24 protein-coding genes, 1 tRNA gene and 1 pseudogene are annotated in these 23,765 nt (G+C 42.6%); 12 read left to right on the top strand and 14 right to left on the bottom strand.

What is annotated here, in order from left to right:
• Positions 1–19: 19 nt before the first annotated feature.
• Together recO and ACQY1Y_RS10620 are read right to left on the bottom strand one after the other, a co-directional pair.
• Positions 20–802, bottom strand: a complete 783-nt coding sequence (gene recO, locus ACQY1Y_RS10625; RefSeq protein WP_016515329.1) for a DNA repair protein RecO — start codon at positions 800–802, stop codon at positions 20–22.
• A 77-nt stretch (positions 803–879) separates the two neighbouring features.
• Positions 880–952, bottom strand: a tRNA-Ala gene (locus tag ACQY1Y_RS10620).
• A 77-nt stretch (positions 953–1,029) separates the two neighbouring features.
• On the opposite strand from ACQY1Y_RS10620, the gene ACQY1Y_RS10615 reads away from it, so the two are divergent.
• Positions 1,030–1,842: a rhodanese-related sulfurtransferase gene (locus ACQY1Y_RS10615; protein ID WP_002776877.1), complete on the top strand. Its 813-nt coding sequence runs from the start codon at positions 1,030–1,032 to the stop codon at positions 1,840–1,842.
• A 22-nt stretch (positions 1,843–1,864) separates the two neighbouring features.
• On the opposite strand, the gene ACQY1Y_RS10610 is transcribed toward ACQY1Y_RS10615, so the two are convergent.
• Genes ACQY1Y_RS10610 through ACQY1Y_RS10595 form a run of 4 tightly spaced genes read right to left on the bottom strand, consistent with a single transcriptional unit; the run spans position 1,865 to position 5,045 of the window.
• Positions 1,865–3,412 (bottom strand): protein kinase domain-containing protein, encoded by a 1,548-nt coding sequence (locus ACQY1Y_RS10610; RefSeq protein ID WP_002776876.1) that lies wholly within the window; start codon positions 3,410–3,412, stop codon positions 1,865–1,867.
• A 57-nt stretch (positions 3,413–3,469) separates the two neighbouring features.
• The gene (locus ACQY1Y_RS10605; RefSeq protein WP_002793975.1) at positions 3,470–3,925 is read right to left on the bottom strand and encodes a coiled-coil domain-containing protein; all 456 of its coding nucleotides are present in this window, start codon (positions 3,923–3,925) and stop codon (positions 3,470–3,472) included.
• 44 nt (positions 3,926–3,969) lie between these two features.
• Positions 3,970–4,479 carry a lipolpp family protein gene (locus ACQY1Y_RS10600; RefSeq protein ID WP_042790277.1) on the bottom strand — a complete coding sequence of 170 codons (510 nt, stop codon included), beginning with the start codon at positions 4,477–4,479 and terminating at the stop codon, positions 3,970–3,972.
• A 44-nt stretch (positions 4,480–4,523) separates the two neighbouring features.
• Positions 4,524–5,045 carry a hypothetical protein gene (locus tag ACQY1Y_RS10595; RefSeq protein WP_002733032.1) on the bottom strand — a complete coding sequence of 174 codons (522 nt, stop codon included), beginning with the start codon at positions 5,043–5,045 and terminating at the stop codon, positions 4,524–4,526.
• A gap of 367 nt (positions 5,046–5,412) precedes the next feature.
• Here ACQY1Y_RS10595 and ACQY1Y_RS10590 point away from each other — a divergent pair, with 367 nt between their 5' ends.
• Entirely contained in the window at positions 5,413–5,940 is a 528-nt protein-coding gene (locus ACQY1Y_RS10590) for a hypothetical protein (protein ID WP_430014534.1), read from the top strand.
• Between the two features lie 41 nt (positions 5,941–5,981).
• On the opposite strand, the gene ACQY1Y_RS10585 is transcribed toward ACQY1Y_RS10590, so the two are convergent.
• Both ACQY1Y_RS10585 and ACQY1Y_RS10580 read right to left on the bottom strand, forming a co-directional pair.
• A complete protein-coding gene (locus ACQY1Y_RS10585; protein ID WP_002776869.1) occupies positions 5,982–6,761 on the bottom strand; it encodes a pentapeptide repeat-containing protein in 780 nt (259 codons plus the stop codon).
• Between the two features lie 433 nt (positions 6,762–7,194).
• Entirely contained in the window at positions 7,195–8,076 is an 882-nt protein-coding gene (locus ACQY1Y_RS10580) for a helix-turn-helix domain-containing protein (RefSeq protein WP_103112981.1), read from the bottom strand.
• Between the two features lie 197 nt (positions 8,077–8,273).
• Here ACQY1Y_RS10580 and carA point away from each other — a divergent pair, with 197 nt between their 5' ends.
• The 6 genes and pseudogenes from carA to ACQY1Y_RS10550 all read left to right on the top strand — a co-directional run bounded on the left by carA (position 8,274) and on the right by ACQY1Y_RS10550 (position 11,741).
• Positions 8,274–9,422, top strand: coding sequence for a glutamine-hydrolyzing carbamoyl-phosphate synthase small subunit (gene carA / locus ACQY1Y_RS10575; RefSeq protein WP_430014533.1), 1,149 nt, complete (start codon positions 8,274–8,276; stop codon positions 9,420–9,422).
• 74 nt (positions 9,423–9,496) lie between these two features.
• On the top strand, positions 9,497–9,847 hold the full coding sequence (locus ACQY1Y_RS10570) for an STAS domain-containing protein (protein ID WP_002733056.1): 351 nt from the start codon (positions 9,497–9,499) through the stop codon (positions 9,845–9,847).
• Positions 9,848–9,850: 3 nt separating this feature from the next.
• Positions 9,851–10,267, top strand: coding sequence for a Mini-ribonuclease 3 (locus ACQY1Y_RS10565; RefSeq protein WP_002734315.1), 417 nt, complete (start codon positions 9,851–9,853; stop codon positions 10,265–10,267).
• A 9-nt stretch (positions 10,268–10,276) separates the two neighbouring features.
• Positions 10,277–10,366 (top strand): annotated as a pseudogene (locus ACQY1Y_RS10560) (IS200/IS605 family accessory protein TnpB-related protein); the annotation flags it as partial.
• A gap of 99 nt (positions 10,367–10,465) precedes the next feature.
• Positions 10,466–11,332: a 23S rRNA (guanosine(2251)-2'-O)-methyltransferase RlmB gene (gene rlmB, locus ACQY1Y_RS10555; protein ID WP_002733719.1), complete on the top strand. Its 867-nt coding sequence runs from the start codon at positions 10,466–10,468 to the stop codon at positions 11,330–11,332.
• 112 nt (positions 11,333–11,444) lie between these two features.
• Complete coding sequence (locus ACQY1Y_RS10550) at positions 11,445–11,741, top strand: DUF1816 domain-containing protein (RefSeq protein ID WP_002793968.1); 297 nt, start codon at positions 11,445–11,447, stop codon at positions 11,739–11,741.
• Positions 11,742–12,087: 346 nt separating this feature from the next.
• Here ACQY1Y_RS10550 and ACQY1Y_RS10545 read toward each other — a convergent pair whose 3' ends face one another.
• On the bottom strand, positions 12,088–13,521 hold the full coding sequence (locus ACQY1Y_RS10545; protein WP_287232747.1) for a bifunctional orotidine-5'-phosphate decarboxylase/orotate phosphoribosyltransferase: 1,434 nt from the start codon (positions 13,519–13,521) through the stop codon (positions 12,088–12,090).
• A gap of 12 nt (positions 13,522–13,533) precedes the next feature.
• Entirely contained in the window at positions 13,534–14,538 is a 1,005-nt protein-coding gene (locus ACQY1Y_RS10540; RefSeq protein WP_430014532.1) for a CHAD domain-containing protein, read from the bottom strand.
• A 118-nt stretch (positions 14,539–14,656) separates the two neighbouring features.
• Between ACQY1Y_RS10540 and ACQY1Y_RS10535 the strand changes: the two genes are divergently transcribed.
• Positions 14,657–16,186, top strand: a complete 1,530-nt coding sequence (locus ACQY1Y_RS10535; RefSeq protein WP_430014531.1) for a glycine betaine ABC transporter substrate-binding protein — start codon at positions 14,657–14,659, stop codon at positions 16,184–16,186.
• On the opposite strand, the gene cysS is transcribed toward ACQY1Y_RS10535, so the two are convergent.
• Entirely contained in the window at positions 16,169–17,611 is a 1,443-nt protein-coding gene (cysS, locus tag ACQY1Y_RS10530) for a cysteine--tRNA ligase (RefSeq protein ID WP_430014530.1), read from the bottom strand. The two genes, ACQY1Y_RS10535 and cysS, sit on opposite strands and share 18 nt — an antisense overlap.
• Positions 17,612–18,273: 662 nt before the next feature.
• On the opposite strand from cysS, the gene ACQY1Y_RS10525 reads away from it, so the two are divergent.
• Positions 18,274–18,549, top strand: a complete 276-nt coding sequence (locus ACQY1Y_RS10525; protein ID WP_002732855.1) for a hypothetical protein — start codon at positions 18,274–18,276, stop codon at positions 18,547–18,549.
• Positions 18,550–18,564: 15 nt separating this feature from the next.
• On the opposite strand, the gene ACQY1Y_RS10520 is transcribed toward ACQY1Y_RS10525, so the two are convergent.
• Entirely contained in the window at positions 18,565–19,728 is a 1,164-nt protein-coding gene (locus ACQY1Y_RS10520; protein WP_430014529.1) for an NAD(P)/FAD-dependent oxidoreductase, read from the bottom strand.
• A gap of 121 nt (positions 19,729–19,849) precedes the next feature.
• On the opposite strand from ACQY1Y_RS10520, the gene ACQY1Y_RS10515 reads away from it, so the two are divergent.
• Together ACQY1Y_RS10515 and ACQY1Y_RS10510 are read left to right on the top strand one after the other, a co-directional pair.
• Positions 19,850–20,491 carry a Uma2 family endonuclease gene (locus ACQY1Y_RS10515; protein WP_430014528.1) on the top strand — a complete coding sequence of 214 codons (642 nt, stop codon included), beginning with the start codon at positions 19,850–19,852 and terminating at the stop codon, positions 20,489–20,491.
• A gap of 24 nt (positions 20,492–20,515) precedes the next feature.
• Entirely contained in the window at positions 20,516–21,157 is a 642-nt protein-coding gene (locus tag ACQY1Y_RS10510; RefSeq protein ID WP_271935286.1) for a Uma2 family endonuclease, read from the top strand.
• Here ACQY1Y_RS10510 and recN read toward each other — a convergent pair.
• Complete coding sequence (gene recN, locus ACQY1Y_RS10505) at positions 21,134–22,888, bottom strand: DNA repair protein RecN (RefSeq protein WP_430014527.1); 1,755 nt, start codon at positions 22,886–22,888, stop codon at positions 21,134–21,136. The genes ACQY1Y_RS10510 and recN overlap by 24 nt on opposite strands.
• A gap of 183 nt (positions 22,889–23,071) precedes the next feature.
• Entirely contained in the window at positions 23,072–23,752 is a 681-nt protein-coding gene (rppA, locus tag ACQY1Y_RS10500; RefSeq protein ID WP_409886063.1) for a two-component system response regulator RppA, read from the bottom strand.
• Positions 23,753–23,765 lie beyond the last annotated feature (13 nt).

Below are 23,765 nucleotides of genomic sequence, written 5' to 3'. Positions count from 1 at the left end.
GATGATTTTTGCTATCTGTTTAAAATTCTAAGGGAGATAAACCCTCAACTAATGCCGAGGAGCGAAAAGTTTTTCCCAGATGATATTGAGTATAGCGACGCAGCAAACGATCGAGGTTAATCCAAGCTAGTTCTGAGGTAAGGTTTTCTTCTGGGGGAAAATCTGTTTTTCCTAGGCATTGCAGTAATTGCAGTTCTTGCCGCGTCAGTTTACTATCGATTTTGGGCGGGTTGATTGTTTCTGTTAGGGCAGCTAGATCTATTATTCCCCCTGCCTCGAAACTAAATCCTAGGCAATTGTTCCCAATTAAAGCTTTTCCCGTCAACAGGCAGTTATGGACTTGCGGCACTAAGCCGGCAATTATTAAGAAATGAAAAATTGCTTGACAAAGGTAGGGAAGTATGTATTCATTCTCGTCGAGGACTTCAATTCTGGCCAGATGGCTGCAGATTAATTCGTATAATTCCCTCTGGGGTTGTTCGCTCAGGGCGATCGCCAAAACCAGTTCACAGAGGTATTGACTAACGGTTAGTTTGGCGAGATTTTGACTTAATTTGGGATAAGATTCGATAGTTTCAGCTTGAACGACCTTATCTAGGGATTTTCCTGCGACTATCAACAGATTATTGACCACAAATAGTTCACTTCTACCCCGCAGGGAAGATTTATACTTGCGCGCACCTGGAGCGATGGCTCTAATTAAACCATACTCGGCGGTCAAAATAGTTAAGAGGCGATCGGCTTCTCCGAAGGCCATTCCTTGCAGATTGATTCCAGTAGCTTGATAGGTACGAGACATCATTTAATAATTAACTAGCTAATTGTCTCCCCAAGAAGACTTGAGCTAATCACCAAGCAAAGGGGAATCAGTCATGACTATGGAGGTTAGCGGACTCGAACCGCTGACATCCTGCTTGCAAAGCAGGCGCTCTACCAACTGAGCTAAACCCCCGATCTGGTTTTTGAGACACTCTCGTTATTATAACCTATAGTGAAAAATATTACAAGTTAATTTTTCCCTTGCCTGCCATGTCTTATCTAGTCGCCACTTTTTACCAGTTTGTGGCTTTGTCAGATTATCGTCAAAAACAGCCAGAAATACAAAAATACTGCCAAGAAAGAGGAATTAAAGGAACTATTCTTCTGGCAGCCGAGGGGATTAACGCAACGATCGCCGGGAACCGTCAAGCGATCGCTGAAGTGATTAGTTGGTTAAAAACCGATACTCGTTTAGCTAATCTAGAGGTGAAAGAGTCTGTTTGTGATTATTTGCCCTTTCAACGCTTAAAAATTCGCTTAAAAAAGGAAATTGTGACTTTTGGTCAACCCAAGGCTAATCCTCTCGAAAACACAGGAATTTATCTCAAAACTGAAGAGTGGAACCAATTGCTGAAAGAGCCGGACGTGGTAGTGATCGATACTCGTAATAATTATGAAGTGGCGATCGGTACTTTTGCGGGAGCGCTTAACCCAGAAATCCAGCATTTTCGCCAATTTCCTGAGTATATTCAGGAAAATTTTGATAGTATTAACGATAAAAAAATAGCTCTTTTTTGTACGGGGGGAATTCGTTGTGAAAAGGCGGCAGCTTTTTTATTAAATCAAGGCTTTTCTCAAGTTTATCAGCTAGAGGGAGGTATTTTGAAATACTTAGAAGAAGTTAGTCCCGATCAGAGTCTTTGGCAAGGAGAATGTTTTGTTTTTGATCAAAGAGTGGCACTAACAGCTAATCTAGAGGTAGGACATTATGAAATGTGTCCCGCTTGCGGTCATCCCATCGATGAAAAAGATAAACAATCCCCCAATTACCGAACGGGAATATCTTGTCCTTATTGTAGTTAATCTTATCCTATTTAGTATCTGGTTACTTTTTCTTGCGGATTTGTGTACCAGAAATCATGTCATGAAGGGCGCGTTTTTTCTTTGTCCAGGCTGCCAGTAAAAAGCCCAAATATAAGGGAGCAGTGGAGAGATATTTTAGTAAGTAGCGGCGATTTGCTCTTGCAAAAGATATGCGTCGGCCTTGACTATCCGTGACGGATAAATCAAAAAACATTTTACCAATAGTGGCTTTAAAAAGATATTCTAAGAAAACATAATATAACCATTTAATAACTATTCCTAAACCAAGAGCAGTCAGAATGGCAATATGCTCGTGAGTAAAGTTAACTTTGGCTTGAATATTATAGATAATTGCCGCTATAAATAAAGCAAAACCAAAAATTGTTGTTCCGGCTGCACTTAATCCTGCTGCATAGTAAACCCAGATTTCTTTGGGAATATCAAAGTTAAGATTTAAATCTTGAAAAGTTGACCATTGTTGTAAGCGAAAACAGATATAACCACCTAATAAAGCTGCGATAATAAAAACGATAAAAGAATCAATTAAAGAAGCTTTGAAACGGAGCCAAAACCCAGCATAACTGGGAGAAATTGCGGCGAGTAAAGAAATAAGTGCAGGATTGGGAATAGGAATAATTTTAGGTTTTTCAGGAGCAGAATTTTTAGTTTTTTTAGTTTGATGGGGATTGGCTTTAATATCGGTAATAATTTTTAGCAAAGTTTTGGTATCTTTCGGTCGATCAATAGGTTTTTCTGCCATTAAATTATCGATAAAATCTGCTAATCGAGAAGGGATATTTTGTGCATATTTACGCCAGTTAAATTCATTTGTATTAATATTATAAATTTTCGGATCACTGGGTTCTTTACCGGTTAACAAAAAGACGAAAGTTTTGCCCAAAGCATAAAAGTCTGATTGGGGGACAGAGTGACCAAGAGATTGTTCAGGAGGAGCATATCCGGGGGTATAAATTCCCGTATTTTTACCTCCTGCTAGGACGGTTTTAGTCACCTGTCGCGCTGCCCCAAAATCAATTAAAACTAATTGACCATCGGGTTTTAAGATAATATTAGAGGGTTTGATATCACGATGATAGAATTTATGTTTATGAACTTCATGGAGAATATTAGCCAACTGACTTAACCAATCCAAAGCGAGATTATAATCAATCGGTTTAAATCCTCTTTGTTTTTGATGTTCTTCTAAGTCAATACCAGCAATTTTCTCCATAACTAAACAGTGTAAAGCAGTTTGACTCTCCCGGGGATGATAAATAAAATAGTTTTCTCCTTTGGGAATACCGGGGTGATTTAATTGTTTTAAAAGATTGGCTTCCTGTTGAAATAAATCAATAGCTTTGCTAGAATCGTAGGTAAGAACTTTTAACACTTTAGGTATTTTACGTTCATCTATCACTTCATAGGTATTACCGAATCCACCTTTGGCACTCAATAAATTTGTGACTCGATATTTACCATTTAAAAGCAAGTCGGAACCACAGGATTGACAGTAACGACTCTCCGTGATACTTTTCGGTTTGGGACAATGAGGATTAATACAAAAACTCATAGATTTTATTGGTAGAGTAAAAAATAAACTTGATGATAACAATATTCCTTGATATATTTAAGGTTTATTACCAAGAAAAAAGCCGCGCAATCCCAAAGTTACCACGGCACTTAAAAAAGCCACAACCATGGGAATAATCAGAGATTTAAACCCTTTCAAGTCCGCAATATCTTTAACTAGAATTGCATAACCATCTTCGACTTTTTCCAGTCGTTTATCCATTGTTTCAAATTTCTGATCAAGAGTTTTAATATCTCCTTTGATTTCTGTGACTTCCACCTTTAAATCATTAACATCTTTTTGGAGACTGTTAAATTTTTGATCCATATCTCTTTGGAGATTGTCGATTTTCTGATCCACATCTCTTTGGAGACTGTCAATTTTCTGATCCACATCTCTTTGGAGACTGTCAAATTTTTGATTAACATCTCTTTGGAGATTGTCGATTTTACTCTCGATCCTTGTCAGGACAGATTCAAGGGAATAGGTAACGGTTTCGCTAGTTTGTGTCATAATTAAAACCCTCTTACAGATAACTACTTTATTGAAATAAAAAATTAAGGTTTATTACCAAGAAAAAAGCCGCGCAATCCCAAAGTTACCACGGCACTTAAAAAAGCTACAACCATGGGGATAATCAGGGATTTAAACCCTTTTAAGTCCGCAATATCTTTAACTAGAATTGCATAACTAGATTCGACTTTTTCCAGTCGTTTATCCATTGTTTCGACTTTCTGATCAAGATTTTTAATATCTCCCTTGATTTCTGTGACTTCCACCTTTAAATCATTCACATCTTGTTGGAGACTGTCAAATTTTTGATTAACATCTTTTTGGAGACTGTCAAATTTTTGATCCATAGCTCTTTGGAGATTGTCGATTTTCTCATCTACATCTCTTTGAAGACTGTCAATTTTCTGATCCATATCTCTTTGGAGACTGTCAAATTTTTGATTAACATCTCTTTGGAGAGAGTCAATTTTCTGATTAACCTCTTTAATGCTATCTTTAATTTCTTTCAGGACAGATTCGAGAGAATAGGTAACGGTTTCGCCAGTTTGTGTCATAATTAACAACCTCTTACAAATAACTACTTTCTTGACATAAAAAATTAAGGTTTATTACCAAGAAAAAAGCCGCGCAATCCTAAAGTTACCACGGCACTTAAAAAAGCTACTACCATGGGGATAATCAGGGATTTAAACCCTTTTAAGTCCGCAATATCTTTAACTAGGATTGCATAACTATCTTCAACTTTTTCCAGTCGTTTATCTATTCTTTCGACTTTCTGGTCAAGAGTTTTAATATCTCCCTTGGTTTCTGTGACTTCCACCTTTAAATCATTAACGTCTTTTTGGAGACTGTCAAATTTTTGATTCATATCTTTTTGAAGACTGTCAAATTTTTGATCCATATCTCTTTGGAGACTGTCAAATTTTTGATCCATATCTCTTTGGAGACTGTCAATTTTCTGATTAACATCTCTTTGGAGATTGTCAATTTTCTGATCCATATCTCTTTGGAGACTGTCAAATTTTTGATTAACATCTCTTTGGAGATTGTCGATTTTACTCTCGATCCTTGTTAGGACAGATTCGAGAGAATAGGTAACGGTTTCGCTAGTTTGTGTCATAATTAACAACCTCTGGTCGATAAGGCCAAATATAATTAGGTTATACTGAAAAAGTTTGGCGTTGGTGTGGGGTTTTACCCATTTTCAGGGAAAAAGTCCCTGAATTTTCCCTCTGATCACTCCAATGGCCGGCACTGTTTGATTTGAAAAAAGCCTAAAGATATTATCCAACAAAGTTTTTAGATTTATTCAGCCAGCCCTAAGTATTCCCCTATTGCCTATTGCTAGGGACTAAGGACGATTACGCTACCGAAAAAATTCCATTGTGGCCAGAGATCGATCATGGTAATTTAAGAAAGCGATCGGGGAACTCTAACAGGGAAGATCCCGACCCTAACCAGGGAGTGACTGTTTAACCGTCTGTCCTATGTACAAGTCTATTACTGTTTTAACGCTGCTGACGGGAATTATCGCCGTTGACGTGGTTTTTGCTCAATCCACTGTTAATCTTCCCATCACAGTTCAACAGGGAGAATCCTACGAAGGATTATTGACTAGAGCATCGCAATTAGCCGAGAAAACTATCATCAGTCGTTTTAATCAACAACAGGGTATTAATAAAATTGATTTATTGATAACGGCCGAAAAATCAGGGGCGATCGCACCTTTGCTCTCGGTGAAGGTGTCCCGTCAAGATTGGTTTGGTCATCCCAATATTCAACGCTGGGCTAATGTTTTTCCCTTTGGCAAAGATCTCCTCGGTTTTAGCTCTCCCGCACCCGTCGTCACTCCGAAAAGTCCCCCCGCTGCCGTTAATCCCAGTCCATCTCCAGCAGCATCTCCCGGCGCTACCACTCCTCCTCCTCCCCCTACTTTACTCTTCGAGGATGAGCCGAATAATGCTCCCCCAATCCCCATTCCTAACCAAAGATTAACCACTCCAGCTAATCGTTAATTGATAGGAAAAGGACGGGCTTTCGGAAGATATATTGACTTTTAAGTAGCAAAACGAGGCTGAAACCAGTCTAGGGGAAAAATATCATCTTCTTGGGCGGTTTCTGTCCAACCAGTGACACTCTCAAAACAAGTCCCCGTCAAGTTAGCACCCCTCAAGTCCGCTCCCTGTAGATTTACCTGTTGTAAACGCGCTCCCGCTAGATTAGCACCCGCTAAATTGGCCCCGCGTAAATCACTACCCGTCAGACGTGCCTCACTAAAATTAGCCCTTTCTAAATTGGCCCCTTGAAAGTCCACCTCTTTCAGAAAAGAGCCCCTAAAATTGGCTTCCCTTGCGGAAATCTGACGACATTTAGCCCCACTTAACCGCGCTTCCTGCAAATTGGCCCAATTGAGATTGACTTTATCTAGGGTTGCCTCCAAGAGATTAACTAAGTATAAATTCGCCCCGCATAAATTCGCCCCGCATAAATTCGCTCCCCGGAGATTAGCATGGGAAAGATCCGCCCCACTTAAGCGCGAGTTACGCAGGTTTGCCTGTACCATAAAGGCCCCGGTGAGATTGGCTTTGGTTAAGTCCGCTTCCACTAATTGCGCTTGACTTAATTTGGCATAGGTTAAATTCGCCCAATTCAAACTCGCTCCCCGCAGATTTGATTTAGTCAAAAAAGAGCGACTCAAATTAGTTCCGCGCAAATTGGCCGCAGCAAAATTGACAGCGATTAGAGTCACTTGTTGTAGATCTAGACTCATCAAGTCAATGGCTAAAAAATCCCGCTCTCCTTGTTCGTAGAGTCTTAGTAACTGATTAACTTTCATCTCCCTTCTTCTACTTATAAGATGGTGGTTAAGAAGTAATCAACAAAAGCACCTAAAAACTTTGTCCGATAACTCACTCTGCTTTTAGATGAGCAATTTACGATGCCCTCCTTTGAGTTTATGTAAAGTTTTTTTTCGATTTTTTAAGAGAAGATAACGCGAACAGCAAGTTAATTTTCATCATAGTTAAGTAGCTTGGCTAAAACAGTTGGACTGGTTTTTCCAATTCTACCCCAGTCCATAGGGTAATTAGTATCTAACACTACTCTTGTTAAAAAACTTATCTATTGTTTAAATAGGAGACTCCGAGACAGGAGACAGGAGATTAGTTTTATTTATTCTTTCCACACCCTACACCCCACACCCTACACCCCACACTCCACACCCCACACCCCACACCCCACACCCCACACCCTGCTAACCCGCTAATTCCCTACTCTAAAGCGTAGATACGACCATCCATGAGCAGACGGGTGATCCCTTTAGCTTCCAGTTGAGCGTGAGCTTTTTCGATCAGGCGACCGTCGGGAACTTTAATCACTTTTTCCTTGCGCTTGGAAAAACGACGAGCGATGCGATGACTTTCAAAGATGGGGAGAGTGCGCTGCTGGATTTCCTGAGGGGGAACCTTACCCAATTCGGCAAAATCCTTGAGGGGACGGGTGATTAATTCGGCAGCACGATCGATGACCAAGTAACAGGTTTTGGGAAAAGCCGCCGCCGAGAGGGGTAAGATCTGTAATTGGGCGGTTTTAACGATAGTCGGGCCTAAATAGCTGTCCGCTAGTTCCCCCTCCTCCTCATCTTCATCCTCATCCTCCTCTTCATCCCAATCCTCGTCAAGCTCATCTTCTTCCTCCTCTTCCTCGATAGCTTCGACGAAAAACTCGCTTAAATTAGCGGTTTCTAGGGTCTTATCGCCATTAATTTCTGTATCTTCTGGATTATCTGCTTCTGGCGGGTAAACGGTATCCATTAACAGGGTTAATTGTTCCACAGAAGCGATCGGTGGCTCAAAAGCCTGCTCATCCTTAGCTGCGATTTGGGCTGCCCGAACACTAATCACCTCGATCGCTTTTTCTGGTAGATCCGCTGCTGCCTCCTCCTCCTCGAGGCCACGAGGATTGCGGGCCAAGCGTTTTTTCTGGATTAACTGCTCGTATTCCTCGCCAGAAAAAGAATTTTTGAGAAAACGACTGACCGTAGAACTACTCACTCCATAGCGCTCGGCTAACGTGGAAGTGGTGGCCTCCGTTTCCCGATAAAGCTTAAGAATTTCTTTTTTCGTGGCATCAGTCAGTTTTCTTGGACTCATATTACTTATATAGTTATTTTTTAAGCGATAGGATCTTGCCGATGGCTAGTCAGGGGAAGCTGTTGTCTTTAAGCGGATGTACTCTTAATCATAAAACGCTCTAGCCAATTAAAACTAAGCAATTCGTTTTCTAGTCCCTGTTCTAGTCTATCCTTGACTTCTGTTTCTCACCACTACTCAAGATTAAAAAATTGACGATGATATCCAGTGCTGCTAGTCAAAAAGCCTTATTAGTTCTGGCCGATGGTACAGTTTACGAGGGTTATTCCTTCGGCTCCAAGGGAACCACCGTCGGCGAAGTTGTCTTTAACACGGGGATGACCGGTTATCAGGAAGTCCTCACCGATCCCAGTTATGCTGGTCAAATCGTCACTTTTACCTATCCAGAATTGGGAAATACGGGGGTTAACCCCGAGGATGAGGAGTCAATTCGTCCCCAGGTGAAAGGAGCGATCGCCAAAAACATCTGCCACCGGCCCAGTAATTGGCGTTCTACCCAATCCCTAGCGGATTATCTGGCCGCTCATCATGTTATTGGCATCTATGGCATCGATACCCGCTCCCTGACCCGCAAAATTCGCTCGGTTGGGGCGATGAATGGGGCAATTTCCACGGAAATACTCGATTATCACGATTTACTGCGGCTGGTGCAGGCGGCCCCCAGTATGGCGGGGTTAAATCTCGTTAAAGAAGTTACCACCAAGGAAGTGTACGAATGGACGACTCCCACCCCGTCCGCCTGGGAATTTGCACCAATTAATAGTGATCAAGAACCGTTAACGGTGGTGGCGATCGATTTTGGCATCAAACGCAATATTCTCCGGCGTTTAGCCAGCTACGGTTGTCGGGTGATCGTGGTTCCCGCTGACACTCCCCCGGAAAAAATCGCCGCCTATAATCCCGATGGTATTTTCTTTTCTAACGGACCGGGAGATCCGGCGGCTGTCACCGAAGGTATTGCCCTAGCCAAGCAACTTTTGCAAGGGGAAAAACCCACTTTTGGCATCTGTATGGGTCATCAAATTTTAGGCCTATCCCTAGGAGCAGAAACCTTTAAACTGAAATTTGGCCATCGCGGGTTAAATCAACCCTGTGGACTGCAGCAACAGGTGGAAATTACCAGTCAGAATCACGGTTTTGCGGTGCAGGAGGCATCTTTAAATCCGCAAGTGGAGATTACCCATCTCAACCTCAATGATCGCACCGTAGCGGGTTTAAAACACAAGTCTCTGCCCTTTTTCTCGGTGCAATACCACCCCGAAGCCAGTCCCGGCCCCCACGATGCCGATTATCTGTTTGGCAAATTTGTTGATTTAATGCGGCAAGCAAAAAAGGATCGGTCGTAAATTTTTAGGATATACTAGGGTTTTGATTTTTACGGCTCTAGAGCTAGGAGGCGATTATTCCAGAAGCAATTAACTTGACCGTCAGCTTGCGAGGCACCCGCGAGGTCAGAGATAAGTACCAAATTTTCCGTTTGACGGGTCTTTTAGATGCCTTTTCCGAACCGACTTTTTGTAAGGTGATCGAAGGCTATGTGGAGCAGGGTCCTAAGGATGTGATTATTAGCCTGGCTCAGATTGATTTTATCGATAGCTCCGGTTTAGGGGCTTTGGTAAAATTGGTGAAAAAGGCCAAAACCGAAGGGGGCAGTTTACAAATTGTTACCAATGCGCGGGTAACTCAAACCGTAAAACTGGTGCGATTGGAGAAGTTTTTTTCCCTGCGATCCACCCTGGAAGCGGCGATCGAATATCTAGAAAAAGCGTAAATCGTGGAATCTCCTCTCGAAAAACTTCGCTTACAGGTCAGTGGCCAGGGTTCACCAATCCTAGAGGGTCTTGACCGATTATCGCCCGCTTCTCTGGCCTATCTGGGGGATGCTGTTTATGAATTATACATCCGCACCTATTATTTACTGCCGCCCCAGCGTCTGGGAGACTATCACGCTCAGGTGGTGGGCAAAGTCAGGGCCGAACAACAGGCTTTAGATTTAGCGCAACTGCAGCCCTATCTGACGGACCAAGAAAAAGAAATTCTGCGCCGGGGACGCAATGCGGTCACGGGAAAACGTCGTCGTCTGACAGCCCAAGTCTATCAGCAGGCCAGCAGTTTAGAAACCCTGTTCGGCTATCTTTATCTACAAGACCCCTCAAGATTACATCAACTATTAGAAAAACTAGAATTATAGCCCTCAGGTATTTTACGAAAAGCATTCCCAAATGCGTTTAACTGCTATGGGATAGAGAGGTGCGTAGTTCACCCAAGGAGAATTAATCTCTCGAAGTAAAAGTGAAGGGAATTTCTGCAATGGAATTCAGTCTGTCTATATTTGACTATACTTTTACTAACTATTATTCCCGACCCCCTTTTATTAATCCATGCAATCATGAGCGATCGACCATTTCGTAGCAAGTCCGATAATAGTAATTTTCGCCGGCCCTCGCGGTCAAAAACCGGGCCAATTCTGGCTAAATCCCCGACAGTAACTCCAGAAAACCAAGAAGCTGATGATCTGCTCTACGGTCGCCGGGTAGTTTTAACGGCCATGGAGGAGGAGCGCCAACTGAATCGGATTTGGGTAGTCAATCGACTCCGTTACGATCCCCGTTATCATACCCTTTTGGAAAAAGCCAAAGCCAACGGCACGGTAATTGATGAGGTGGACGATCTCCGTCTCGATCAGATTACCAGTAAGGCCAATCATCAGGGGATCGCCGCCCAAATGTCTCCCTATGAGTATATCGAATTAGCCGATCTGATCGAAAAAGCTAAGGGCAAAAGTCGCCACCCCGTCATCGTCATCGCTGAAGGTATTACGGATCCCCATAACCTTGGGGCAATCATTCGCACCGCCGAAGCTATGGGTTGTCAGGGGGTAGTTATTCCCCAACGTCGCGCCGCCGGGGTGACATCGACGGTGATGAAAGTGGCGGCGGGGGCCCTGGAATATTTACCCGTCGCTAGGGTGGTTAATCTCAATCGTGCTTTAGAGGAATTAAAAGCGGCCGGTTTTTGGCTCTACGGCACGGCGGCAAAAACTGGTAAATCTTTACACACAATCAATTTAACGGGTGCGATAGGATTGGTGGTAGGTTCGGAGGGAGAGGGTTTGAGTCTGTTGGCCCAAAAGTCCTGCGATGAGTTGGTATCTATCCCCTTGGCAGGCAAAACCCCCAGTCTCAATGCTTCGGTGGCGGCGGCTATGGCTCTTTACGAGGTTTACCGGCAACGCTGGCAAAATTCCCCGGACTGAGAATCTGTATTTTTCGACACTCCCAATAGCCAAAAGGAGAAAGTATAAATAGAATAGGAAGGAAGTTTGCGAAATGTAAACAAACGTAACAAAACCACCAGAGTAGATTTAGATGGGGAACGAAATGAAAGAATTTTTGATTAGCTTACTCGAAAGGTTCGGATTAGCCTACTGGGTCGAGATTAAAACCGACTATCCCAGATGTACTTATTATTTTGGTCCTTTTCTCGCTAAAGACGAGGCTGAAGTCGCTCAAGCTGGTTACGAAGAAGATTTGAAAACAGAAGGAGCGCAGGGGATTAAATTGCATATAAAACGTTGTAAACCGAAAGATTTAACTATTTTTGAGGAAAAGGAAGAAGGTAAGCTCCTCAATCCCTTAAAGGTCTTACGCAGTCAAGTTTCTTAACAATTTCCAGTGATCGGTAATCAGTGATCAGCTTCTGAAGGCAACAGGCAACAGGCAAAAGGCAAAAGGCTCCAAGAAAGGATTCGGCGATTCTCCTACCGAAAAAGAAGGCTAGAAACTAAGTAGAGCTTGCTGAATAAATGTGAAATATAGACGAGGTAAGGGTTTTAGGGTTCTGTTTCGCTCCCACAGGTGCAAGATTTTGAGAGAATCGTGGTTCAAAACCTGGCCTCTTCATCGGCCCGCGTCCTGTAGGGGCGAAGCATTCGGGCAATAACCTATCGGTGAAACCCTAGATATTCTATCCGAATGCTTCGCCCCTACTTTTTGCTGCAAACCCTAAATATCAATGGGAGCGATTTAAAAAACAGCTATATTCTGCTTCTGTCAGTCTTCCCGCTTCGTAGAGAGTATCGGTAATTTCTGCTAGGGTTAAAACCGAATAAGGTTGATAACCATGGCTACGAAGTTTATCTTTAACAGGGCCACCATGGTCGATAAAAACCACAATATCATTAACTAATAATCCCGCCGATTTAATCTTTTCTGCCCCCTCGATCGCACTTTTGCCAGAAATTAAAATATCGTCCACTACTACCACGGTTTCCCCCACTTGAAAATTACCTTCAATTACTCTTCTTGTGCCGTGAGCTTTTACTTCTTTGCGGGGGAAAATCATCGGATGATTTAATAATAAAGATAAACCCGTAGCTGTGGGTAAAGAGCCGTAGGGGATACCAGAAATGCGGTCAAATGTCAAGGTTTTTAATATTTCTCCATAGGCTTCAATTACCTGCTGAAAAATATTAGGATTAGAGATAATTTTTCTCAGATCGATATAATAGGAAAAAGTTTCTCCCGATGCTTGCACATAGTCGCCAAACATCAAGCAGCCAATATCAAATAATTGTAGAATTAAATCCTGATGAGGATGTTGTTTTAAAAGACAAACGTTAGCAGTCCAAGTATCATCTTGGCTCGATTCTTGCTGGTGATTTTGTTGAATTTTGTTGACTTCCTCTCGTAAATCCTTGACTTTTGCCCCCAAATCGGGTTGAGATAAAAAGTCTTGGGGTACAGGAATTAATAAACCCTCGCCATGACTATTTAAACCCACAGTAATTAACTCGGAGAATTGACTTTTTTCTTCCCAAATACTGCGTAATAAAATCAATCTTTCGGGAGCAAAATTGCGAATCCTTTTCAATATCTCTGGTTGAGTGGTTCCCACTTCTAAAAACACCTGTTCGGGAGTTCCCCAGGTGCAAGCTTCTTTGACAACTTGCAGATAAAAAGGATTGTCGCGACTGGGGAATTCTTGCAGATTAATCGCGCCTTGATTGGAAGTATGACAGAGGATAAAAGCGCCATGCTCGGGGTAAACTAAAAAAGGAGCAACGTGATCCTGTCCGGAGTAGGGATTGAGAGTAACCGCGTCCACCTGCCAAGTTTTAAAGATAGTCTCGGCTAAAACACTGCTGGTATTAATATCACCGTGTTTAGCATCCAAAATTACCGGGATATGAGGGGGAATTGCCGTTAAAATTCGCTGTAATAATTCTAACCCTGCCGCTCCCAAAGCTTGATAAAAGCCTAAAGTTGGTTTGTAGGCACAGACAAAAGGGGCAGTTTCATCGATAATAAACTTGAGCCACTGTTCTAAATTAACGATTAATTCTCCCGGGGTGGAGGGCATCATTTCGGGGTTAGCATCTAAACCGAGGACAAGTAGAGTCTGGTTTTGACTAATGGCGTGGTTTAACTTTTGAAAAAAATTCATCGGTTCCTAATCTCAGGATTCTGGATTAGTTTCCAATTTTACACTATTTGGACGAAAAATAGGCTGTAAAATTGTCTGGTGCAGACTTTTTCTGGTGTCAGCGTCAAGGAATTTCTTTTGTAAGGGTTGCCATTCTTGCCATTTTTGGTGACGGATATTTTGGAAAATTTCGAGTAAGGTGGGCATTTCCCTAGCCAGACAATTGGGGAAAATTTGGCTAAGAAAATCCGAGAGAACACAACAATCCTGCATTTCTCCGAGAATACTTTGAAGATTTTTAATATCTTCTAGGTACTCTTGATATTTGTCGCCATAAAACTGAGTAAATAACTCCATATTATAGCGGGAACGCTTGGCTTCTTTGCGGAGATCGTGCAGCAATAATCCTTCTTTTTCCAATAAGTCATCAATTTCTTGACTAGAAAACTCTCTTACTTTTTGATTTTCCTCTAAATTTACCCCAACTAACCAGCCTTCGTGCAGTAAAAAGCGACTCGCTTGCGGTAATAATAAGTCTGGTAAAACCGTGGCAATATCTAATTTTCCTATCGGTTGATAGGTGGGATTATCCAACCAACTGGCAAAATCTGCCTTAAAATTGAGAAATTTATCGGACTTTAACAGCTTTTCTACCTTAGCAAATGCCTTTTTTCTTTGTTGTTCGAGAACTTGTAAAACTTTCTTCAGTAAATCCTGTTCTTGCGGGGGCAAAATTGGCTGATAATGACCGATAAAAGCCTCTTTTAACACATCTAAATCCCGCAATTCTCCTAAAATTCTGCCCAGATTACCCACCCGTTTTTGATCGGCAGATTTCGGCATGGTTAAAGCGAGTGCAAAACCGGTTAAGGTACTGCGAAGACGACGCATTCCCACACGAATTTGATGTAATTCTTCCGTATCCTGATCGAGTAAAACCCCAGCTTCGTGTTTAAGAACTTTATGAAAATGTTTATCAATACCGATATAGGCCCAATCGGCAACAGTTTTAGCCCGAGGATTAAATTTGTTAGTCATTGGTCTTTAGGGAGGAAATAATGTCAAGATGGTGATAGAATCTTTAAATCAAGACTGGAACTAATAGATCCCATTTATTCTATACAATAGGATGAACCAGCCGCTTTAAGGGAAGTTTATGGATAGTTTTTGGCTAGATTATGGGGGGGAAATCGCTTTTCGCACAGGAGAGCATCTTTTCTTGACGGGAATAGCCATGGCTATGGGTAGCTTAATCGGGATTCCTCTAGGTATTTTAATTAGTCGTCAAGCTATTCTCGCCCCACCGATTATAGCGATCGTTAACACCCTACAGACTATCCCCAGTTTAGCCCTATTTGGTTTTTTAATTTCCGTGCCTTTTTTGGGAGGAATCGGCAAAATTCCCGCTATTGTTGCCCTAACTCTCTATACTTTACTGCCAATTGTTTTAAATACCTATCTGGGCATCAAAAAAGTTGATCCCGAATTAAAATTAGCCGGGTTATCCCTAGGCATGACCGACGGTCAAATCCTGCGCTATATCGAATTACCCCTAGCCGGGGCGACGATTTTGGCAGGAGTGAGAATTGCAACGGTGATTGCTATCGGTGTGGCTACGATCGCAGCTGCCATTGGTGGCGGTGGTTTGGGAGTGTTTATTTTTCGCGGTATTGCCACGGTCAACAATCAGTTAATTTTGGCGGGGGCAATTCCTGCCGCTTTTTTAGCCCTTGTTGCCGATTGGAGTCTCGGTCGGCTAGAAAAGACCTTTTCCCCTTCGCAACGTCCGAAAAAGCCCTCTAAATGGCAATGGGGATTAGGTTTAATTGGGTTGGCCTTGCTATCTTTCCTCTTGACTCAAATTTTCCATTCATCCCCCGGCACAGTGGTGATCGGTTCCAAAAATTTTACCGAACAGGTGATTTTAGGGGAAATTTTGGCACAGGAAATCGAAAAAGAGACGAATTTACGGGTTGAACGTCAATTTAATCTCGGTGGTACTCTGATCTGTCATGAAGCGGTGAAAGCGGGTAAAATCGACGGTTATGTGGAGTATTCTGGCACGGCTTTCACGGGAATTTTGCAAGAAAAACCCCTTAACGATGCCCGATTAGTCTTTGAAAAGCTGCAAGAGATTTATCCAGAAAAATTTAATCTAGAAGTGTTTCCCAGTTTAGGATTCGAGAATACTTTCGCCATTGTTATCCGGGGAGAAACCGCCAGTCAATACAATCTTAAAACTCTCTCGCAGGTGGCTAAATATACCCCCAATTGGCAAGCGGGTTTTGGTTATGAATTTTTGGAAAGGGAAGACGGTTACAAGGGATTAGCGAAGACCTACGGTCTAACTTTTGCCCGACCCCCGAAAGTGATGGATTTAGGGTTAATGTACCGCGCTTTAGCCGAAAAACAGGTGGATTTAGTGGCGGGAAATTCCACCGATGGCTTAATTCCCGTGCTAGATTTAGTCATCCTAGAAGATGATCAACGCTATTTTCCTCCCTACGAAGCGGTACCGATTTTTAACCGGGATAGTTTGCAAAAATATCCGCAATTGCGACAGGTTTTAGCCAAACTCACCGGCAAAATTACCTCCAGCACTATGCAGAAATTAAACTATCAGGTGGATGGACGCAATCGCAGGGTGGAGGAAGTGGTCAAAGAATTTCTAGTCTCCCTCTCTTAACCATTTAGTCACTCCCCCGGGTTGGTCGATTAAAGTAATGCCTTGGGCTTTTAATTCTGCACGAATGCGATCGCTTTCGGCGTAATTTTTCGCTTTTTTTGCCTCTGTCCGTTGTTGGATGAGATTTTCGATTTCCGCTGCACTAATTCCCTCAGAAACAGGGGTTTCTCCCTGGTCAGCGGCAATTTCTAAGCCCAAAACCCTAGACAATTTCACCAAAGTATGCCATTTTACCGCTAATTGGGCCAGATTGCTGTCTGTCTTACCCGCATGGGTTAAATTATTACCCTCCTTGCGTAATTCCTTAGCGATTTCAAATAACACTGCTAAACCACCGGCAAAGTTAAAATCGTGATTTACCGCCTCTTGAAAGCGATTTTCTAGCTCTTGGTCGGTAATTCCGGGATTATCTTGCTGAAGATGCTTATAACCAAAGGATAAACCCTCTTGTAAAGTATGCCAGCCATTAGTGGCCGCCTGCAATCCCTCATCGGAAAAATCAATCGGTTTGCGGTATTGGGCGCCTAAAATTAATAATCTCACGGCTAAGGGGTCATATTTTGCCAATAACTCGCGAATAGTGATGAAATTACCGAGGGATTTTGACATTTTTTCCCCGGCCACCTTAACCATGCCATTATGTAACCAATATTGGGCCAGAGGTTTACCCGTAGCCGCTTCACTTTGGGCAATTTCGTTTTCGTGGTGGGGAAAAATCAGATCACTTCCCCCCACATGAATATCGATAGTTTCTCCCAATTGTTCTTTGACCATGGCCGAACATTTAATATGCCAGCCCGGACGACCTTGGCCCCAGGGAGAATCCCAACTAGGTTCCCCCGGTTTTGCCCCCTTCCAGAGGGCAAAATCAAAGGGGTCTTGTTTTTTAATTGCTTCCGGGTCGTCGGTTTCTACCCGGCCGCTGGCGCCGGCTTGTAGATCATCCAGTTTTCGCCCTGATAGTTTGCCATAATCAGAAAAACGACGGACGGAGTAGTAAACATCGCCATCGCTGGGGTAAGCATAGCCTTTTTGTTCTAATTCGTAGACTAGGCGCTTGATACCGTCGAGGGTATGAGTGGCCCGGGGATAAGCGTCCGCCGGTCTGACTCCTAATTTTGCCATATCCTCAAAGTAGGCCTCGATAAATTTCTCGGCTACGGCTGCCATGGTGGTATGTTCATTTTTAGCCCGATTGAGAATTTTATCGTCAATATCGGTGAAATTCTGAATATAGCGCACTTTATAACCGAGATACTCCAAATAACGCCGCACCACATCCCAAACCACACAGGTACGCGCATGACCCAAATGGCAATAATCATAGACGGTAATGCCGCAGCAATACATGGAGACAATGCCGGGGATGAGGGGGGTAAAGGGTTCTTCGCGACGACTGAGGGTGTTGTAGAGGATTAAGGTCATGGATGGGGATTTTTTTCTGGGGAAAAAGGCTAGTCCAATTTTATAGCAGTTATTTTCAGTTATCAGTTATCAGTGATCAGTTATCAGTAACCGCTAACCACTTTCCCTGATTTACATACTATATTCTGTGTTTTTTGTCAAGGGGTTTTTGGGGTTTTAGTAAAGATGTGACGGTAAGATTCGAGGAGATAGGACTGTTTTGATGAGGACTATTATTGTTGACATCCTCGCCGCCCTAAAAGTGCGGCGATTCCTAAACCTCACGATTTAAGTTTCTGCTTCCACCACCGTCGCATACCACAGTTAAAAAACCATGTACTGTCTTACACAGAGTCCACAGACTTTCGCCCCATTTCAGAAGCCCGATTCCGTGTGTCCCACGGTACGTTGACCGCCTATAGCTTCTTGTACTTGTTGCGCGCGACTTTTTACCCGGCCAAGCTTTTCTGGTCGGAACCCCCTAAGCCGAGTTTTCAAGGTGCTGCGCCGTCCACTTGGTTTTCGAGACTGGCCTTTTAATTCTAACGTAAAGCCAACCTAGAACGGCGGGGTTTCAGACCCAAAATTTCCGATGAAATCGATAGAATAACGATAGGGGAAGCTTGATTGTTTGCCTTAACCGACAATTTTTATTGTTAATCAACTTTGACCAGACCATCACCATGAATGAACCACCTAATAGCGCTGGCGATGAAATCCAATTACCCCGGGGAGAAAGAGTTGACCAGCTAAGACATCTGATCGAAACCCTACGCATTGCCGATGAAGTGGCCAATCGCGGTTATTTGATTACCAGCGCCGAAGTGGCCGATTTAATGGATATTAATCCAGGGGCCGTTACCAGTCGCGGCGACCATTGGCCGTGGCGAAATTGGGTAATCTCCCGGGTCAGACGCGAGGGAAACCAAATTCTTTGGCAGTTGGAAAAAGTCGATTAGGATTAATTGCAACCATCAGTTAATTTCTCTCGTAATTATCTCGTCATTTTCCCCCAGCAGATGACGCGCGAAACGTCGGGCCAGGGGCGGAGCCGACACAAGTGTACTGGTAAAGCCAGAAAATACCTGCAATCCCACTTTATCGGCGATCGCTCCCACTAGAGGCCGTCCCGAGGGAGCAAAAGCCACTAGACAATGATGACAGCTGCCGGGGAGAGCGGCTAAAGAGGGCAGCAATGTCCCCACGGCGGCCCGTATTGCTTTTTCTCCAGCCAGAGGGTTTAAAATCGCCTCTGGATCGGTGATAATGGCGCTAATTTGCCCTAGATAAAGACTTTGATCCCGGAATTGTACCGCTCCCGTTTCTAAAACACTGGCAATTATTTCTGGGGTTTCTCTCTGCCAAATGCCCTGCTTTTCTAGTTGGGTGATTTTTTGCTCTAATAGCAATCTGGCAGGAATTGCGGGCATAACTAGGGTGTTTAATTTGATCTCAGTGGGGGGAATTTTGATCACCTGGGCATGGGTAAAATAGACGGGAGCAGTAATACCGGATTTTTGCAGTAAAGACCGGGTTAATCCCCCCGCACAGACGATAGTTTCCCCAGCAGAATAATTATTTTTAGGAGTTTTTACGCCGGTAATTCTCGATGCAGTTTCAATTAATTCGATGACAGCTTCCCGAATAATCGTGCCTCCCAGACGCAGAAAAGCTTGTTGATAGGCAAGATTAGTTTTTTCGGCGTTGATGTGACCGTGGGGCAGTCGTAAAACTCCGGAGATAGCTGCAGGATTTAATAGGGGTTCTAAAGCGATCGCTGCTTGCGGATCGAGAATTTCGGGAGTAATAGCAAAGATAGCAAATTTTTCGGCCACAGTAGCTGGGTCATCTTCGGGGTTAACGGTGAGAATTAAGTCTATGTCCCGGTATTCGTTATCTATGCCCAATTCCTGGGATAAATTGCGCTGAATTTCTCGACCTTCTTGATATAATTTTCTCTGGATTTCTGTGGTGGCCGACCAATAGGCTAAACCTCCGTAACTGTAGAAAGTGGCGTTGAGGGGATGGGTTTCTTTTTCTAATAAGAGGACTCGACTGCCTAGGTTAGCTAGTTCATAACTTAAGGCAGAACCGGTGATACCACCACCGATAATTATATAATCATAAGTTGTGGTCATAATTGGGCTAATTTTTCCTCGATTAACCTATTCTATCATTATACTTGCTCGGTTCCCTGGTTCTGATTTAAGCAATAATTGCTATAATTACAGCAAAAGTTCAAAGGGGGATCGGATAACTATGCAACAGTTAGAAACTAGGGGGATAACTGACCGATGGATTAAAGGTAGTTGGGAAGAATACTTAGCAGCAATTAAAAACTTCCCAGAAAATCAAGGAAAAAGTTATTATTACAATGGCTATTATCGATTAGAAATGACTCCTATTGGATTTGAACACGCTAGAGATCATCACGTTGTCTTTTTGGGGGTGAGTCTCTACGCTATCCTCAAAGAAATTCCTTTTCAAGGACTCCCTACTTGTTCTTATCGTAAAAGAGGAATTAGAGAAGTGCAGCCAGATATATCTTACTATCTAGGAGAGAAAGCGAATCTGATACCAAATGGGACTTCGATTATTGATTTAAATCAGTATCCCCCACCAGATTTAGTCATTGAAATCTCAAGATCTACCCTCAATGATGACCTAGGCAATAAACGCTTACTCTATGAAGAATTAGGGGTTAGTGAATACTGGAGTGTTAAGGTAGATGACCCTCAAATATTCGCTTTTGAAATAATCGATCGAGGTAGCAAAAGAATTGATATATCAAAGGTTTTACCTAATTTAAAACTTGCGGTTTTAGAGTCAGCTTTACAACAGGCACGCACCAGAGATCAAAGTCAGGTGGGACGTTGGTTAATCACTCAATTTCAAGGTTAACTACATAAAATCGAGGCTAATATTATGCAACAGCTAGAAACTACTATCTCGACAGATTTATGGATTAAAGCTAGTTGGGAAGAATACTTAGAAGCAATTAAAAACTTCCCAGAAAATCAAGGAAAAAGTTATTATTACAATGGCTATTATCGATTAGAAATGACTCCTATTGGTAACGATCATGCCAGCGATCATGCTATTTTGATCTTCGCTGTTAGTCTCTATGCCACCCTAAAAAATCTGACCTTTAATGCCAAAGATAATTGCAGTTTTCGCAGGTCTGGTTATCGAGAAGTTCAACCGGATATATCTTATTATTTTGCCGAGAAAGCTAATCTGATTCCCTACGGTACTTCGATTATTGATTTGAATCAGTATCCCCCACCAGATTTAGTCATTGAAATCTCAAAATCTACCCTTAATGATGACTTAGGTAATAAACGCTTACTCTATGAAGAATTAGGGGTTAGTGAATACTGGAGTGTTAAGGTAGATGATCCTCAAATATTCGCCTTTGAAATAATCGATCGAGGTAGTAAAAGAATTGATATATCAAAGGTTTTACCTAATTTAAAACTTGCGGTTTTAGAGTCAGCTTTACAACAGGCACGCACCAGAGATCAAAGTCAGGTAGGACGTTGGTTAATCAGTCAATTTCAAGGTTAAATCCTGCTGTTTTTTTGCAGCCGCTTTCTCCAATAAAGACTCGGCAAAAGCGATGGCAGCCGCTGCCGAATTTCCTCCCGTTAATTGTGCCAATTCTTCCCTTCTCGTCTGACGATTATCGAGAGAAGTAACCCGGACAACCGTGCGAATTTCCGAGAGATTAGTGGAATCATCTTCGGCAATCATTTGTTTATAAACGCGAAAATGGTGATCAGCTAAAGCAGCCACTAAGGGTTGATGAGTGACGCATAAAACCTGATATTGTTGACCTAATTGATCTAATTTATCGGCAATTGCTTGGGCAACTTTTCCCGATACTCCCGCATCAATTTCGTCAAAAATTAGGGTGGCTGCTGCCGATTGGGATTGGGAAAAACAGGACTTTAACGCTAGGAGAAAACGACTCATTTCTCCTCCGGAAGCGGTACTGGATAAAGGTTGGATTTTTTCCCCCGGATTGGGACTAAAATAAAAGACCACTTGATCGACTCCCAGACTGCTAGGATTACCCGGGTCAATCCGACAGACAAAAATCACCTTTTCCATGGCTAAAGGTTTTAATTCCTGTACCAATTGTTTTTCTAGTTGACTAGCGGTTTCTTGTCGCAAAAAGGTCAACTGGGTGCTAGTTTCTTGATAGATTTTTTCCTGTTGCTGACAAATTTTTTCTAATTCCTCAATCGATTGTCCTTCTCCCGTCAACTCCGCTAATTCCTGCTGTAATTTCTGATAATAATCGATCGCTTCGGCTAAACTTGGGCCATATTTGCGACAAATGCGCTTAAGTTGGACAATTCTCTCTTCTATCTCGTTCAATCTCTCCGGATCTGCCTCTAGACTATCCCCATAAACGTTGATTTCCTGTCCCGCTTCCACCACCTGATTTAATGCCGATCGCACCATCTCTAAAATCGGCTCTAAACTGCTATCATAAACCATCATATTTGTCAAGATATTTTCAGCTTTTCCTAACAAATCAGCGACGGCGGGTTGATCGCGATCATTTTGGTAGAGTAGTTGATAGACTTGATAGCTGGAATTTTGTAAATCGACACCGTGGGAGAGTCGGTTTCTTTCCTGTTCTAACTGTTCCAACTCGTTAGCGTCAGTTAAATTAGCTGATTCTAGTTCTTTTAGTTGATATTCTAATAAATCTAATCTCTGTAGGCGATTTTGTTCCGATTGCAATCTATTATTGAAAATATTCTTGCTTTCTTGCCAGTTAGCGTAGGCTGTGGCTACCTTTTCCCGCTGCTGCAGCAGGGATTCACCCCCGTAGAGATCTAATAATTCCCTCTGTCGATTAGCGTCCATTAACTGAACTGTTTGACCTTGAGCGGTGATTTCTACCAAAAAATCTCTTATTTGCGCCATTTGTTGGCGATTAGCGACGACTCCGTTAATCCGAGAGCGAGAACGCAAGGAATTATTAGTAATCACTAATTCCCGGCTGATGGTCAGACTATTATCCTCTAATAGGTCAATTTCCTGACTTTCTAGCCAAGCAATTAATTCTGGAGTCAGAGAAAAAGTCGCTTCTAGGGTTGATTGTTGGCTTCCCTGACGGATGACGCGATGATTGACTTTACCACCGAGAACAATATCGATCGCATCTAATATAATCGATTTTCCTGCCCCCGTCTCACCGGTCAGTACATTTAATCCGCTGCCGAAAGTTAATTCTAAGCGATCGATGAGGGTAAAATTTTCAATTTGTAGGCAGGATAACATATATCAGTAATCAGTAATCAGTTGCTAAGTAGGTAGGCGTTAAAAATTATCAGATGCCCCCTTATTAAGGGGGGATACCCCCTTAATCCCCCCTTATCAAGGGGGGCAGGGGGGATCGAACCTAAAATCCATTTTTAATTTAATTATAACCAGCTACTTATTCTCATTATCCTTCAGCATTCCCTAATTTTCCCCGAAACGGTAGCCTTTCCCATAGACAGTATTAATTAGAGGTGTTTCTCCGTCCGCTTCGATTTTACGACGCAGCAAGCGCATCAGGGCAGGAACCACATTACTATTAGGTTGCTCTCCTTCTGACCAGAGATGCTGATAAATTTGTTCATGGGTGAGAAGTTGCCCCGGATGGGTCATAAATAAAGTTAACAATTGTATTTCTTTTGCTGATAAACTGATCGTGCGACCGTGACGATAGGCCACTTGATTTTCGCTATCGAGTTCTAAATCAGCACATTTTAATTTACTGCTATTACTAGCTTCAAAATTGGGAGAACGACGCAATAAAGCGCGGACTCTCGCTAATAATTCTCGCAGTTGAAAGGGTTTGACTAAATAATCATCAGCACCGGCATCTAATCCCGCCACTCGATCGTCTATGGTATCCTTAGCGGTTAGAAATAAAACGGGAGTGGTGTCCCCTTGATTGCGTAAATATTGACAGATTTGTAATCCGGATTGCTGGGGTAACATCCAATCGAGAATTAAGAGGTCATAATTATTCTCTTGTGCCAATTCTAACCCCGTCCGACCATTATCAGCAATATCAACTTCATAGCCTTCTTGAGCAAGAATTTGTTCTAAGGGTTCGGTTAATTCTTTTTCATCGTCAACGATAAGTATTTTCATAAAAGTAAAAAAG

The sequence above is a fragment of the Microcystis ichthyoblabe FBCC-A1114 genome, from assembly GCF_050500245.1.
GTDB classification, from domain to species: domain Bacteria; phylum Cyanobacteriota; class Cyanobacteriia; order Cyanobacteriales; family Microcystaceae; genus Microcystis; species Microcystis ichthyoblabe_A.
The sequence above is the reverse complement of the archived record's forward strand: the minus strand, read 5'-3'. Positions and strand labels throughout refer to the sequence as shown.